Here is an 11,915-nt window from a genome sequence, read left to right as displayed (position 1 = left end):
CAAACTTAGGCAAGGCTAATCTAATGTCTCCGTAAGAAGGCAAGCCTAACCTTAGGAGACGGAAATGTCGGGACCGGTACTCGCGCGCAGAGGCTTCCTGGCCGCCACGGCAGGGCTCGCGGCGGCCCTGACACTGGCGGCCTGCGGCGGCGGCACCCAGGCGGCGGGCGACGGCGGCGCGACCGCCTCGGCCGCGCCCGCCGCGCAGCGCTGGACGTTCACCGACGACCGCGACAAGAAGCTGGACCTGCCCAAGCGCCCGTCCCGGGTGGTGGCCCAGGTGGGCGCCGCCGCCGCGCTGTGGGACTTCGGCGTGCGCCCGGTCGCCGTCTTCGGCCCGCACAAGCTCGCCGACGGATCCAGGGACCCGCAGGTCGGCAATGTCGACATCGCCAAGGTCGAGGGCCTGGGCAACGTCTGGGACGAGTTCAACGTCGAGAAGTACATCTCCCTCCAGCCCGACCTGCTGGTCAGCGGCATGTACGTCAAGGGCGACCTCTGGTACGTGCCGGCGAAGTCGAAGGAGACGATCGAGCAGGTCGCCCCCACCGCCGGCGTCCTGCTCACCGGCCGCAGCGCCACCCAGGTGATCGGCAAGTACGAGGAGCTGGCCAGGTCACTGGGCGCCGACCTCCGGGGCGTGCCCGAGGCCAAGGCCCGCATGGAGGCCGCGACCAAGGAACTGGCCGCCTTCAAGGATCTCAAGATCCTCATGATGTCCGGCGGCGCCGACGCCATGTGGGTCGTCAACCCGCCCGAGTACCCCGACATCGTGCATCTCACCGAGAACGGCCTGAACGTCGTCAAGCCCGCGAAGGTCGACGACGGCGGCTTCTTCCAGACCCTGAGCTGGGAGAACGCCGACACCTACGACGCCGACGTGATCCTCTACGACACCCGCACCCAGTCGCTCAAGCCCGAGGAGATGCTGAAGAAGCCCACCTTCGCCAAGCTCCCGGCGGTCAAGGCGGGCCAGTTCTACCCGTGGCGGGCCGAGGTTCCCTTCAGCTACCAGGGCTACGCCACGTTCCTGGAGGAGCTGGTGTCGAACCTGAAGAAGGCCGAGAAGCTTCAGTAGGCCCCGCGCACCTCGACGATCTCGGCGAGCGGGAACTCCAGGTAGTCGCCGGCCTCCTCGCACCAGGCGTCGAGCGCCCCGGCGCGCAGCTCGCCATGGCTGATCGTGGCCGTCAGGCCGTCGGCCAGCGTGATGCCCGCCCGGACTCCCCGGTCGACGACGAAGCCGAGCAGCGACTGCTGGGCGGTCGGCAGCCTGGTCGCCATCCTGCCGATGACCGCCCAGGTGCGGCCGTGCTTGCCGGAGTCGTCCCGGCCGGCCGCGACCAGGCGGCGGGCGTGCTCGTGCGGGTCGGGGGCGGGCTCGGCGATCACGTACGGCGCGTGCGGCTCAGAGCCGGGCGTGAACTCCGACAGCTCGGCCACCTGCCCGCCGGGCAGCAGGATCAGCTTGCCGTTGTGCGGCTCCTCGGCCCTGGCCCGGTGGATGGTGATCTCGCCGGTGTCGGAGACGGGCACGGGGGAGTAGCCGTTCTCGCGCAGGGCGGCCAGCGTGCGCTCGGCCGGGGCCGCGCTGATCAGCACCGTGGGGGCCAGCAGCCGCAGGCCCAGCCGGGCCAGCCGCCGGTGCGCGGCGATCTCGGCGAGCAGCGCGGTGTCGCCGGCCTGCACCACGCAGCCGACCGTGGAGACCGTCACCTCGCCGTGCCGGCGCGCGGTGTCGCGCACCAGGTACTCAAGGGGCTGCGGGATCGTGCCGACCGTGGCCAGCTCGTCGAGCAGCTCGTCGGCGTCGTAGCCGTGGTCGAGCGCGCCGCGCACGCTCTCGGTGGTGAAGCGCCACACCGAGGCCGCGCCGCGCGACTCGCGCTCGGCCACCCGGTCGAGCAGCGCCGCCAGCTCGGCCGACGGCGGCCCGGTCACCACCGCGGTGAGGTCGGGGCCGAACAGCGCGCTCCTGCGCACGCTGGCCAGCGCCCTGGTGGACGCCTCGGCCAGCACCGGATCGTGCTCGACCTGCGGGACGGCGTCGTCGTTCTCGTCGCCGGGGTCGGCGGTCAGCCCGGCCAGGGCGCGGCCGAGGTCGGTGAGCGCGCCGTTGGCCAGCAGGCCGAGCAGCGTGGCCTCCTCCAGCACGGCCGGCGCGCACTCGGCCAGCAGCGCCTGGTCGAGCAGCGGGGCGTGCCAGTGGACGTTGCGCACGAGGCTGTCGCGGTCGGCGAAGGCGGTGCCGGCCGGCAGCTGGGCCAGCGCCGCCAGCACGGCCCTGCGCACCCTGGCCACCGCGCTGCCCGAGGGGTCGTCGCCGAGCACGGTGGCGTACTTGCCGTCGACCTTGCGCAGGGACGAACGTTCCATCCGCCACCACGCCGACAGCAGCACCCGCAGCCGGGCCGAGCCCTCGTCGAGCCGCCAGCGGTCGAAGCGCTCGGTGGGGATCATGCCGCCCGACTGCTCGTCCCAGGCCAGCAGCCTGGCCACCGCGCAGACCTCCAGCAGCAGGCGGGTCTCGTCCTCGTCGCAGCCGGTCTCCTTGGCGACCCTGCGGACCTCGCGCACGCCCACGCCGCCGGTCTTGAGCAGCGGCAGCGGGGTCTTGGAGGTGTTGTCGAGCAGGGCCGCGCAGCGCTCGACCACGTGCGGGGCGGCCAGCGTCATCAGGTGGTCGACCTCCTCGGGGTCGACCGGGATCGAGGCCACCTCGGGCGCCTCGGGCTGGAACGGCGGATGGTAACCCGGGCCGCGCAGGCACAGCGCCACCTCGCGGGGGATCTCGGCGACGTGCCAGCTCGGGCGGAACAGCAGGCCGTGGTCGGCGCACCACTTCTCCGGCGTGCCGGGGGTGACGAACCGGCCGCCGTCGACGTCGCGGGCGGGGCCGTCCCAGGCGAGGCGGCCGAGCAGCGCGAGCGTGCCGTCGGGGGCGGTGGCCGTCAGCCGGTCGAGGCGGCCGGGGTCGGACAGCAGCTCGATGACGCGGGCGATCGTGCGCCGCTTGTTGCCGTGGGCGGGCAGGCCGAGCACGCGGGCCAGGGCGCGCAGGGCGTCGTTGCTGATCGTCCAGGAGTTGAGGTAGTGCTCCAGCGGCTCACCGAGGCCGAGCGGCGCGGCCCACCAGCGCGCCACGCCCTCGGCCAGGTGGATCACGCCGTCGGCGTCGGGCCAGGCCAGCGCGTGGTCGTACAGATGGTCGAGCCAGGGGGCCACCGTCCGGCCCGGGACGCCGAGGAAGGCGGCCAGCCCCTCGGGCGTCGGCCGGCTCATGGTCAGGCCCGCCTCGGCCAGTTGCAGGGCGGGCAGCGGGAGCCCCCGCATGGCCTCCATGACGGCGAAGCCGTTGCCCAGGCGCTGGGCCAGCGTGTCGAGCCTGCGGGGCCAGGGCGGCGCGATGGCGTCGGGCCTGTTGGCCAGGATGCGGGCAAGCCGGTTTTCGTCTAGTGTGCGCAGCCAGCCGAGCAGGTGATCTTCCATCTGTCAGCACTCTCATGGGGTCGCGTGGGACTCACCGTGAGCCATGACCATCCACGGTAGTGCAGAGCACCCCTCCGTCAGGAGAGGACTGCCCAGACGATCTTGCCGTGGGGCGCGAGTGCCGACCACCCCCAGCGGAGGCTGAGTGATTCGACGATGTGGAGACCCAGGCCGCCGGTGTCAAGGGGGCCAGGGTATCGCAGCACGGGCACCGAGGTGCCGGGATCGGTGAACGCGCTGGTGACGAGCGAGCCGCGGCGCACCAGGGACATGTGGACCGGACGCTGGCAGCGGGGCTCGTCGAGGCGCAGGCCGTGGCGCAGGGCGTTGGTGGCCAGCTCGGAGACCACCAGTTCCATGTTCTCGGCCAGCTCGCCGAGCCCCCAGCCGGACAGCGTCCCTGTGGTGAAGCTGCGCGCGGAGTGGACCGAGGAGGCGGTGGGCGGGAGCACGTACGTGGCGCTCGCGGACGGGCCGGTCACCAGGAGATCGCGAGCCGCCTCCGGCCACCAGCCGACGGGCGGCCACCAGTCGAACGTGGTCCACTGGCCGGGCGCCGTGGTGGATTGCACGTGATCATTCTGCGGCAATCTCTCGTGCAGGTGCAAGAGCGAATGCACGTGCAGACAACTCGTGCAACCGCTACGGTTCTCCTCAGATGGTCAATATGGGGGAAAGGGGATCTTGTCCGCGGCCCATGATCTTTCGGCCGCCAAGTGACAGACTGTGTCTTCAAGGAAACGACACAAGGAGCAGCACGTGTCCATTGATCCGCCCGGCTCCGGCTCGACCGTTCGGCGCATCATGCTGGGTGCGAGCCTCAGGCGCCTGCGCGAGGCCTCTGGGCTCGACCGCGGCCAGGCCGGGTTCCACATCCGGGCGTCCGAGTCCAAGATCAGCCGTATGGAGCTCGGGCGTGTCGGGTTCAAGACACGTGACGTGGAGGACCTGCTCACCCTGTACGGCGTCGTCGACGATGCCGAACGCCGTGCCCTGCTGGAGATGGTCCGCGAGGCCAACACCCCCGGGTGGTGGCACAAGTACTCCGCCGAGCTGCCCTCGTGGTTCACGACGTACGTGGGCCTGGAGGAGGCCGCGAGCGTGATCCGTACCTATGAGGTGCAGTTCGTGCCCGGCCTGCTGCAGACGGCCTCGTACGCGCGATCGGTCTTCCAGCTCGGCAACCCCGACGCGAGTCCGGACAAGATCGAGCGCCGCGTGCACATGCGCATGCAGCGCCAGGAGCGCTTCACCCAGAAGGACGGCCCCAAGCTGTGGGCCGTCATCGACGAGGCGGCGCTCAAGCGGATCATCGGCGGGCGAGAGGTCATGTCCGAGCAGCTCCAGCATCTGCTGGAAGTCGCCGCCCTGCCCAACATCACCCTCCAGGTGATGCCCTTCAGGTTCGGCAAACACGCCGCCGAGGGGGGCGCGTTCAGCATCTTGCGGTTTCCCGAGTCCGATTTGTCGGACGTTGTCTACGTCGAGCAGCTCTGGGGTGCCCTGTACCTGGACAAACGTGAGGACATCGACCCGTACCTCACCGCCATGGAGCAACTGTGCGTGGAAAGCACCACGCCAGGGGGCACCGTCGAGCTCATCGGCGGTCTTCTCAGAAAGATGTAGATGAACCACACCTACAACGGCATGCCCGCGGCCGACCTCACCCAGGTCGCCTGGCGCAAGAGCCGCTACAGCAACTCGCAGGGCAACTGCGTGGAGCTCGCGGAGCTTCCCGACGGAGGGATCGCGGTCCGCAACTCGCGCTTCCCCGACGGTCCTGCTCTCATCTATACCCGCGACGAGATCCGGGCCCTGGTGCTCGGCGCGAAGGACGGCGAGTTCGACGGCCTTCTCGTGTAACAGCCTGTTCACCTCCGGCGCGCTCCCTTAACGGGGGCGCGCCGGTGGCGTAACCGGCGGGGACTTTCCGCCGGTCAGGATGGGCGCATGCTCGACCGGATGAACCTGTACCCGATCGCCGACGACGTGCTGCTCGCGCCGGGCGGCAAGGTCGTGGTCCGCACGTACGGCGTGGCGCCCGCGGGCGCCGCCATCTCCTACCGCACCTGGGTGACCGGCCTGCGCGACCAGCCGCGCTACTGGCACTGGGGCCACTTCGAGGACGCCGCCTCCGGGCACCGCCGGGTGCTGGAGTGGCTGACCGGCAGGGGGCCGCGGCCTTCCCAGGCGCTGACCTGATCGCTATCCTCGTGCCAAGCAAATGCTTGGTAGAGGAGGCGTGGTGCGGCGCGCGATCCACCTGCTCGAAGAGGTCGACTTCCGGCCGATGAACTCCAAGCGGCCGCTGGAGTACCTGACCTGGCTGACCCGCTACAAACGCGAGGACGAGAGCCGCGCCGAGCCCGCCCTGACCACCGGCATGTCCATCAGGTCGCGCGAGATCGACCTCGTCGGCGCCTTCTACGCCGTGGGCATCACCGGCCACCCCCAGTTCAAGGCCGTCACGCTGTGGGACTGCCTCGGCGGGTGGGACGGCGGCTGGCGCCAGATGATGGACATCTACCAGGGCGTGGACGAGCGCCTGTTCCTGTCCGACATCGACGACCTGCGCTTCTCCGCCTTCTCCAGGCCGCTCGGCGCCGCGCCGGGCTGCCCGCCGCTCGCCGAGGCCCCCGCCGCCGAGTTCTACCTCTTCGAGAGCGCCCGCGTCCGCCCCGGGGCCGCGCTGGACTACCTGGGGGCCGTCCGCACCGAGCGCGCCCCGCTGCTGGCCGAGCACGGCCACACCCTGACCGGCCTGTACGAGGTGCTGTTCTGCGACACCGAGGCCGTCACCATGTGGGCCGTCTCGCTGGAGGACCACCTGGCCACCCAGCGGGCCCGCGACGCCGCGCTCGGGCTCGACGACGAGGTCCCGCCCGATTCCCGGCTGCTCGACTGGGGCAGGCGGGCCCGCGGCTACCTCGAAGGCCCCTGGCGGGAGACCCTGCTGGCGCCGTTCCCCGGCAGCCGTCTGGCGCGGGAACCGCGGCCGGGTCAGCGTCGGCCGCGGAGGCAGCCATGACGGACCCGTACCTCTACGGCGGGGGCGAGGCCGGGGGCGTGGCGTCCGTGACCGTGCCGTACGCCGAGCAGGTGGCGCTCATGGACGACCTGCTCGCCGAGCCGAGCCCGGCCCAGTGGGACGCACCGCTCGCCCGGCACGGCACGGTCCGCGACCTGGTGGGTCGCTGGTGGCCGGCCGGTGGCCCCCGGACGCCTTCCCGCACGCGTCGGAGGGCGACCGGGACCTCGCCCGCGACCTGATCCGCGCCGCCGCCACCCTGGGCTGCGACTGACGAACCCCCCTCAGGCGACCGGTGAGTTCCAGCTCAGCAGCACCGGTTCGGCGTGCTCGAAGCCGAGCCGGGAGTAGGTGCCGGTGTCGAGCCGCAGCAGCCGGCCGTCCGCCGGGTCGAGGCCGAGCCAGCGGGCGGCCAGCACGCGCAGGAAATGGCCGTGCGCCACCAGCACGACCCGCCCCTCGGCCCCGCGGGCCCGCTCGATCACCCGGTCGGCGCGCGCGGCCACCTCGGCGGCGCTCTCGCCGGGATGCTCGGCGTCGCCGGGGATCACGCCGTCACGCCACAGGTACCAGCCGGGCCGGGTCTTCCTGATGTCCGGCGTGGTGATGCCCTCGTAGCCGCCGTAGTCCCACTCCCACAGGTCGGGGTCGACCTCGTAGTCCGTCAAACCGGCCAGCTCCGCCGTACGGCGGGCCCGCTGCGCGGGGGAGACCAGCGTCAGCCCGAACGCGGACGCCTTCACCAACGGCGCCAGCGCCCTGGCCTGGTCCTCCCCCTCGGGCGTCAAGGGCAGGTCGGTACGGCCGGTGTGCCGGCCGGCCGTGCTCCATTCGGTGGCTCCGTGCCTCAGCAACAACATCTCATCCATGAGGTCCATCATCCGGCAGAGCGGCCAGCTCCTCGACGACAGGGGTGAAGGCGGCCAGGTCACGCTCGTGGTGCAGCACGAAGTAGGAGACGCCGTGCGCGTCGCGCCAGTGGCGCAACTGGTCGGCGATGTCGCGGCGGGTGCCGAGCAGCACCTGCGGCGTGTCGCCGAGCCGGGAGCTGTCGGCGGCGCTCCACGACTCCTCCGGCTTGCGCTCGCCCACCTGCATCACGCTGGTGCCGATCTCCAGCAGGTGGTGGCGGGGGCTGCGCCGCAGCAGCGCCAGCTTGGCGAGGAACGCCTCCGGGCCGGCGTCGCGCGGGTCGGGGCCGGTGCCGTCCGCTTTGACGCGGGTGCCGAGGTTGACGATGTCGGCGTGCTCGGCGGCCAGGGCCAGCATGCGGGGGCCGCCGCCGCCCAGCAGGATCGGCGGGCGCGGGCGCTGCACCGGCCGGGGCTCCTGCTCCAGGCCGGCCAGGCGGTAGTGCGCGCCCTCGTACGTCAGCGGGCCGCCGTCCCACAGGCCCTTGATCACCTCCAGGGCCTCGCGCAGCCGGTCGAGGCGCACGCCGGGCGGGTCCAGCCGCAGCCCGGCCCGGTCGTACTCGTCGGCCATCCAGCCGGTGCCGAGGCCGAGCTCCAGGCGTCCGCCGGAGAGCAGGTCCAGGGTGGCGGCCTCCTTGGCCAGCACGGCCGGGTGCCGGAAGTCGTTGGCGAAGACCAGCGTGCCGACGCGCAGCCGGGTGGTGGCGCAGGCCGCCGCCGTCAGCGCCGCGACGGGCGCGAAGCGCGGGCCGACCAGGTGGTCGGGCACCAGCAGCACGTCGAAGCCGGACGCCTCCAGCCGCCTGGCCCGCTCGGCCCACTCCTTGCCGGACCGCGCCCCGCGCAGCACCGCACCGAACCTGAACCGTCGCACGGCAGCCTCCTCGACCCGGACCTTACCAAGCGCTTGCTTGGAGTGGCACACTGGTGGCCATGGAGATCCCGGTACGCCAGGCGACGGACGACGAGGCGGCGTTCTTCGGCGAGCACGGCTGGGTCCGCCTGGACCGGCTGGTCGCCCCGGACACGGTCGGCGAGCTGCGCGAACGGGCCCGCGAGCGCCTGCGGTCGCGCAGCCGGACCGGGGACACGCCGGTCGACCGGGCCTTCGGGCAGTCCCGCGACGTCGCCGCCGAGGACGAGCTGTTCGGCGCGCTCAGCACCAGCCCGGCCATGGGCCGCAACGCCGTGCGGCTGCTGGGCGGGGTGCGGGCCGTGCGCGTGCAGGTCACCAACCTGCTGGTCAAGGAGCCGGGCGAGCACGGCGCCACCGAGTTCCACCAGGACTTCCCGTGGATGCCCATGGACCGCTCGGCCATGCTCACCGTGTGGCTGGCGCTGGCCGACGTGCCCGCCGACATGGGGTCGCTGCGCTTCTACAGCGGCTCCCACCGCTGCGGCCTGCTCGGGCGCAGCTTCACCCGCGCCGGGGACGACCAGCTCACCCAGCACCCCTGGATCACCGAGCTGGAGCTGTCGCCGCCGCTCGACCTGCGGGCCGGGGACGCCACCGTGCACCACGCGCTCACCGTGCACGGCGCGCCCGCCAACCGGCGCGACGCCGCCCGCCTGTCGTTCACCGTCACCTACTTCGACGCCGACGCCCTCTACACCGGGCTGCCGTACCGGCAGACCGACGGGCTCGGCCTGGAGGTCAACCGGCCCTTCGAGCACGAGAGGTTCCCGTGCCTGAGACCGTGAGGGGGCCGGTCGCCGACCTCGGGGCGACGCTGATGCACGAGCACGTGTTCGGGCTCAGCCCGGAGATCCTGTGGAACTGGCCGGACGTGCCCGAGGGCTGGGACCTGGAGCGGCGGGCGCGGGAGGCGGCGGCCAAGCTCGACGCGCTCAAGGCCGAGGGCATCGACACCATCGTCGACCTGACCGTCGTCGGGCTCGGCCGGTACGTCCCGGCGGTCCAGCGGGTGGCCGAGCTGACGTCGGTGAACATCGTGGCCGCCACCGGGCTCTACACCTACGACGCGTTGCCGCCGTACTTCGGCAACCGGGGGCCGGGGTCGCTGTTCGGCGGCCCGGACCGGCTGGCCGAGTTCTTCGTCCGCGACCTCGCCGAGGGGATCGGGCGGACCGGGGTGAAGGCGGCCATGCTGAAATGCGCCTCCGACCACCTCGGCATGACCAAGGGGTGCGAGCGGGTGTTCCGGGCCGTGGCCGAGGCCCACCTGGTCACCGGCGCGCCGATCACCACGCACTCGCACAGCGCCTCCAGGGGCGGGCTGGAGCAGCAGCGGCTGCTCGGCTCGCTCGGCGTGGACCTGGAACGGGTGGTGATCGGGCACGCGGGCGACTCGACGGACCTGGCGTACCTGGAGGAGCTGGTGGCGGGCGGTTCCTACCTGGGCATGGACCGGTTCGGCATCGAGACGATCAGCTCGTTCGAGGACCGGGTGGCGGTGGTGGCGGCGATGTGCGAACGCGGCCACGCCGGAAAAATGGTTCTAGGTCACGATTCGTACTGTTTCAATGACCGGTTCGACCCCGACGTCGTACGGCGTCGCCACCCGAACTACCACCTCCTGCACATCTCCCGCGACGTCGTGCCCGAACTGCGCAGCCGCGGCGTCACCGGCGACCAGCTCCACCAGATGCTCGTCGACAACCCCAGGAGGATCCTGCGATGACCTCTGCGACGACCCCCGCTTCGGCGCAGGACTTCGACGTCGCCGCCGACTGGCACGTCGCCGCGCCGTACGACTTCCTGCGCCGCCTGCGCGCCGGACGGCCGGTGTTCCGCAGCGAGCACCTGGGCGCGTACGTGCTGACCCGCCACGCCGACGTGCGCGCCGCGTACGGCGACCCGGCCCGCTTCTCCTCCGAGGGGTCGCTGACGATCTCCCGCAGCCTCACCCCGCAGACCCGCGCCAAGCTGGGCGAGCACGGCTCGTTCCTGTCCAGCTTCGTGGCCAACGTGGACCCGCCCGACCACACCCGCCTGCGCCGCTCGGTCTCCCGGGCCTTCACGCCGCGGGCCGTCGCCGCCATGGAGGAGCGTTTCCGGCGGCTGAACGAGGACGTCCTCGACCGGGTCGCGCCGAGGGGCCGGGCCGACTTCGTCGCCGAGATCGGGCACGAGCCGTCGGTCAAGCTGACCGCCCGCTTCATCGGCGTGCCCGCGGCCGACGAGGCGTTCGTGCAGGCGCACGTCAAGGACTGGTTCATGCTGTTCCTGTCGCCGCAGCCGCCTGCCCGCCAGCTTGAGCTGGCCGACAGCTTCCTGGCCTACCTCGACTACGTCGACCGCCTGGTGGCCGCCCGCGCCAAGGACCCGCGGGACGACTTCACGTCCCTGATGACCTCGCTGATCGGCGACGAGCTGAGTCATCGGGAGGTGGTCGAGCTGATCTCCACGATCCTGCTCGGCGGCAACGACACCGTCCCCAACCAGCTCGGCAACAGCGTCCTGCGGCTGCTGCGGGAGGACGCCTGGCCGGTGCCGCCGGCCCTGATCCCGGGGGCGGTCGAGGAGTGCATGCGGATCGACGGCGCCTCGCTGGGCTCCTTCCGGCACGCCGTGCAGGACGTCGTCCTGCACGGCGTGACGATCCCGGCGGGCTCGCTCGTGCTGCTGTCCACCGACTCCGCCGGGCACGACGAGACCGTCTTCCCCGACCCGGAACGGTTCGTGATCGACCGTCCCAACGCCGCCGACCACCTGGTCTTCGGGTACGGCATCCACTTCTGCGTCGGAGCGGCGCTCGGCCGCCTGCAGCTGCGCACCGCGCTCGACGTCCTCGGGCGCCGCCTGCCCGGCCTGCGGCTCGCCCCGGACGCGCCCGTCGCCTACCGCAGGTCGCTGGTGGGGCGCGGGCTGAGCGCGCTGGAGGTGGAGTGGTGACCGCGGACGCCCCGAGCGGGCGGTTCGGCGGGCGGGTGGCGCTGGTGACGGGGGCGGGGTCGGGCATCGGTGCGGCGTGCGCGGCCCGGCTGGCCGCCGAGGGCGCCCGGGTGGGCGTGCTCGACCTGCGCGCCGCCCCCGCCCGGGCCACCGCCGCCGCCGTACGCGCCCGGGGCGGCGCCGCCATGGCGCTGACCTGCGACGTGTCGGACGAGAAACAGGTGGAGGAGTCGGTGGCCGCGCTGGTGGCCGCCTTCGGCCGGGTGGACGTGCTGCACTCCAACGCGGCCTGCCTCGACCGCGACGTCTACGGCCGCGACCGCGACCTGACCGCCATGGACGCCGCCGTCTGGGACCGCACGATGGAGGTCAACCTGCGTGGCGCGATGCTGCTGGTCAAACACGTCGTCCCGGTGATGCGCGACGGCGGCGCGATCGTCCTGACCTCCTCGGTGTCGGGCCTGACCGGCGACGTGGACCACGCCGCGTACGGCACCTCGAAGGCGGCCCTGGTCGGCTTCCTGGCCTCGGCCGAGTCCCGCTGCATCACCGGCCAGACCATCGCCCTCGACGGCGGCACCCTCGTCCACCGCCCGGAACACGCCATCCACCGCTCCCGCGCCTGACC

General features: G+C 72.5%; 14 protein-coding genes. 10 read left to right on the top strand and 4 right to left on the bottom strand.

Annotated elements, in window-relative coordinates; genetic code table 11:
* Positions 1–64: 64 nt before the first annotated feature.
* Positions 65–1,078: an ABC transporter substrate-binding protein gene (locus AB0J46_RS16690; protein ID WP_364332109.1), complete on the top strand. Its 1,014-nt coding sequence runs from the start codon at positions 65–67 to the stop codon at positions 1,076–1,078.
* Here the strand turns inward: AB0J46_RS16690 and AB0J46_RS16685 are convergent.
* Both AB0J46_RS16685 and AB0J46_RS16680 read right to left on the bottom strand, forming a co-directional pair.
* Positions 1,072–3,489, bottom strand: a complete 2,418-nt coding sequence (locus AB0J46_RS16685; protein ID WP_364332106.1) for a helicase-associated domain-containing protein — start codon at positions 3,487–3,489, stop codon at positions 1,072–1,074. The genes AB0J46_RS16690 and AB0J46_RS16685 overlap by 7 nt on opposite strands.
* Positions 3,490–3,566: 77 nt before the next feature.
* On the bottom strand, positions 3,567–4,061 hold the full coding sequence (locus AB0J46_RS16680; RefSeq protein WP_364332103.1) for an ATP-binding protein: 495 nt from the start codon (positions 4,059–4,061) through the stop codon (positions 3,567–3,569).
* A gap of 232 nt (positions 4,062–4,293) precedes the next feature.
* On the opposite strand from AB0J46_RS16680, the gene AB0J46_RS16675 reads away from it, so the two are divergent.
* The 5 genes from AB0J46_RS16675 (at position 4,294) to AB0J46_RS16655 (ending at position 6,759) form a co-directional block, all read left to right on the top strand.
* On the top strand, positions 4,294–5,115 hold the full coding sequence (locus tag AB0J46_RS16675) for a helix-turn-helix transcriptional regulator (RefSeq protein ID WP_364332254.1): 822 nt from the start codon (positions 4,294–4,296) through the stop codon (positions 5,113–5,115).
* Positions 5,116–5,352, top strand: coding sequence for a DUF397 domain-containing protein (locus tag AB0J46_RS16670; RefSeq protein ID WP_352323675.1), 237 nt, complete (start codon positions 5,116–5,118; stop codon positions 5,350–5,352). It abuts the gene before it with no gap.
* Between the two features lie 87 nt (positions 5,353–5,439).
* A complete protein-coding gene (locus AB0J46_RS16665; RefSeq protein ID WP_358302432.1) occupies positions 5,440–5,691 on the top strand; it encodes a hypothetical protein in 252 nt (83 codons plus the stop codon).
* 43 nt (positions 5,692–5,734) lie between these two features.
* Positions 5,735–6,517 carry a hypothetical protein gene (locus AB0J46_RS16660; protein WP_364332099.1) on the top strand — a complete coding sequence of 261 codons (783 nt, stop codon included), beginning with the start codon at positions 5,735–5,737 and terminating at the stop codon, positions 6,515–6,517.
* Positions 6,514–6,759 carry a hypothetical protein gene (locus AB0J46_RS16655; protein WP_364332096.1) on the top strand — a complete coding sequence of 82 codons (246 nt, stop codon included), beginning with the start codon at positions 6,514–6,516 and terminating at the stop codon, positions 6,757–6,759. The genes AB0J46_RS16660 and AB0J46_RS16655 overlap by 4 nt, the downstream gene beginning before the upstream one ends.
* Before the next feature lie 42 nt (positions 6,760–6,801).
* Here the strand turns inward: AB0J46_RS16655 and AB0J46_RS16650 are convergent, their stop codons facing one another.
* Complete coding sequence (locus AB0J46_RS16650; protein WP_364332093.1) at positions 6,802–7,386, bottom strand: histidine phosphatase family protein; 585 nt, start codon at positions 7,384–7,386, stop codon at positions 6,802–6,804.
* Positions 7,379–8,305, bottom strand: coding sequence for a TIGR03621 family F420-dependent LLM class oxidoreductase (locus AB0J46_RS16645; RefSeq protein WP_364332090.1), 927 nt, complete (start codon positions 8,303–8,305; stop codon positions 7,379–7,381). The genes AB0J46_RS16650 and AB0J46_RS16645 overlap by 8 nt, the downstream gene beginning before the upstream one ends.
* A gap of 59 nt (positions 8,306–8,364) precedes the next feature.
* Between AB0J46_RS16645 and AB0J46_RS16640 the strand changes: the two genes are divergently transcribed.
* The 4 genes from AB0J46_RS16640 to AB0J46_RS16625 are packed head-to-tail and all read left to right on the top strand — an operon-like array spanning position 8,365 to position 11,913.
* Positions 8,365–9,132, top strand: coding sequence for a phytanoyl-CoA dioxygenase family protein (locus AB0J46_RS16640; RefSeq protein ID WP_364332086.1), 768 nt, complete (start codon positions 8,365–8,367; stop codon positions 9,130–9,132).
* Positions 9,117–10,073, top strand: coding sequence for a phosphotriesterase-related protein (locus tag AB0J46_RS16635; protein WP_364332083.1), 957 nt, complete (start codon positions 9,117–9,119; stop codon positions 10,071–10,073). Before AB0J46_RS16640 ends, AB0J46_RS16635 begins: the two co-directional genes overlap by 16 nt.
* Positions 10,070–11,287, top strand: coding sequence for a cytochrome P450 (locus AB0J46_RS16630; RefSeq protein ID WP_364332080.1), 1,218 nt, complete (start codon positions 10,070–10,072; stop codon positions 11,285–11,287). The genes AB0J46_RS16635 and AB0J46_RS16630 overlap by 4 nt, the downstream gene beginning before the upstream one ends.
* Positions 11,284–11,913, top strand: a complete 630-nt coding sequence (locus tag AB0J46_RS16625; protein ID WP_364332077.1) for an SDR family oxidoreductase — start codon at positions 11,284–11,286, stop codon at positions 11,911–11,913. Before AB0J46_RS16630 ends, AB0J46_RS16625 begins: the two co-directional genes overlap by 4 nt.
* Positions 11,914–11,915 lie beyond the last annotated feature (2 nt).

The organism is Nonomuraea sp. NPDC049758 (genome assembly GCF_040674635.1).
In the GTDB taxonomy this organism is placed as follows: Bacteria; Actinomycetota; Actinomycetes; order Streptosporangiales; family Streptosporangiaceae; genus Nonomuraea.
Note: the sequence above shows the minus strand (reverse complement) of the source record. Positions and strands in the feature narration are given on the sequence as shown.

Coding starts and splice junctions, on each gene's coding strand:
- AB0J46_RS16690 (WP_364332109.1), top strand. CDS start 65: ATGTCGGGACCGGTACTCGCGCGCAGAGGCTTCCTGGCCGCCACGGCA.
- AB0J46_RS16685 (WP_364332106.1), bottom strand. CDS start 3,489: ATGGAAGATCACCTGCTCGGCTGGCTGCGCACACTAGACGAAAACCGG.
- AB0J46_RS16675 (WP_364332254.1), top strand. CDS start 4,294: ATGCTGGGTGCGAGCCTCAGGCGCCTGCGCGAGGCCTCTGGGCTCGAC.
- AB0J46_RS16670 (WP_352323675.1), top strand. CDS start 5,116: ATGAACCACACCTACAACGGCATGCCCGCGGCCGACCTCACCCAGGTC.
- AB0J46_RS16665 (WP_358302432.1), top strand. CDS start 5,440: ATGCTCGACCGGATGAACCTGTACCCGATCGCCGACGACGTGCTGCTC.
- AB0J46_RS16655 (WP_364332096.1), top strand. CDS start 6,514: ATGACGGACCCGTACCTCTACGGCGGGGGCGAGGCCGGGGGCGTGGCG.
- AB0J46_RS16650 (WP_364332093.1), bottom strand. CDS start 7,386: ATGGATGAGATGTTGTTGCTGAGGCACGGAGCCACCGAATGGAGCACG.
- AB0J46_RS16640 (WP_364332086.1), top strand. CDS start 8,365: ATGGAGATCCCGGTACGCCAGGCGACGGACGACGAGGCGGCGTTCTTC.
- AB0J46_RS16630 (WP_364332080.1), top strand. CDS start 10,070: ATGACCTCTGCGACGACCCCCGCTTCGGCGCAGGACTTCGACGTCGCC.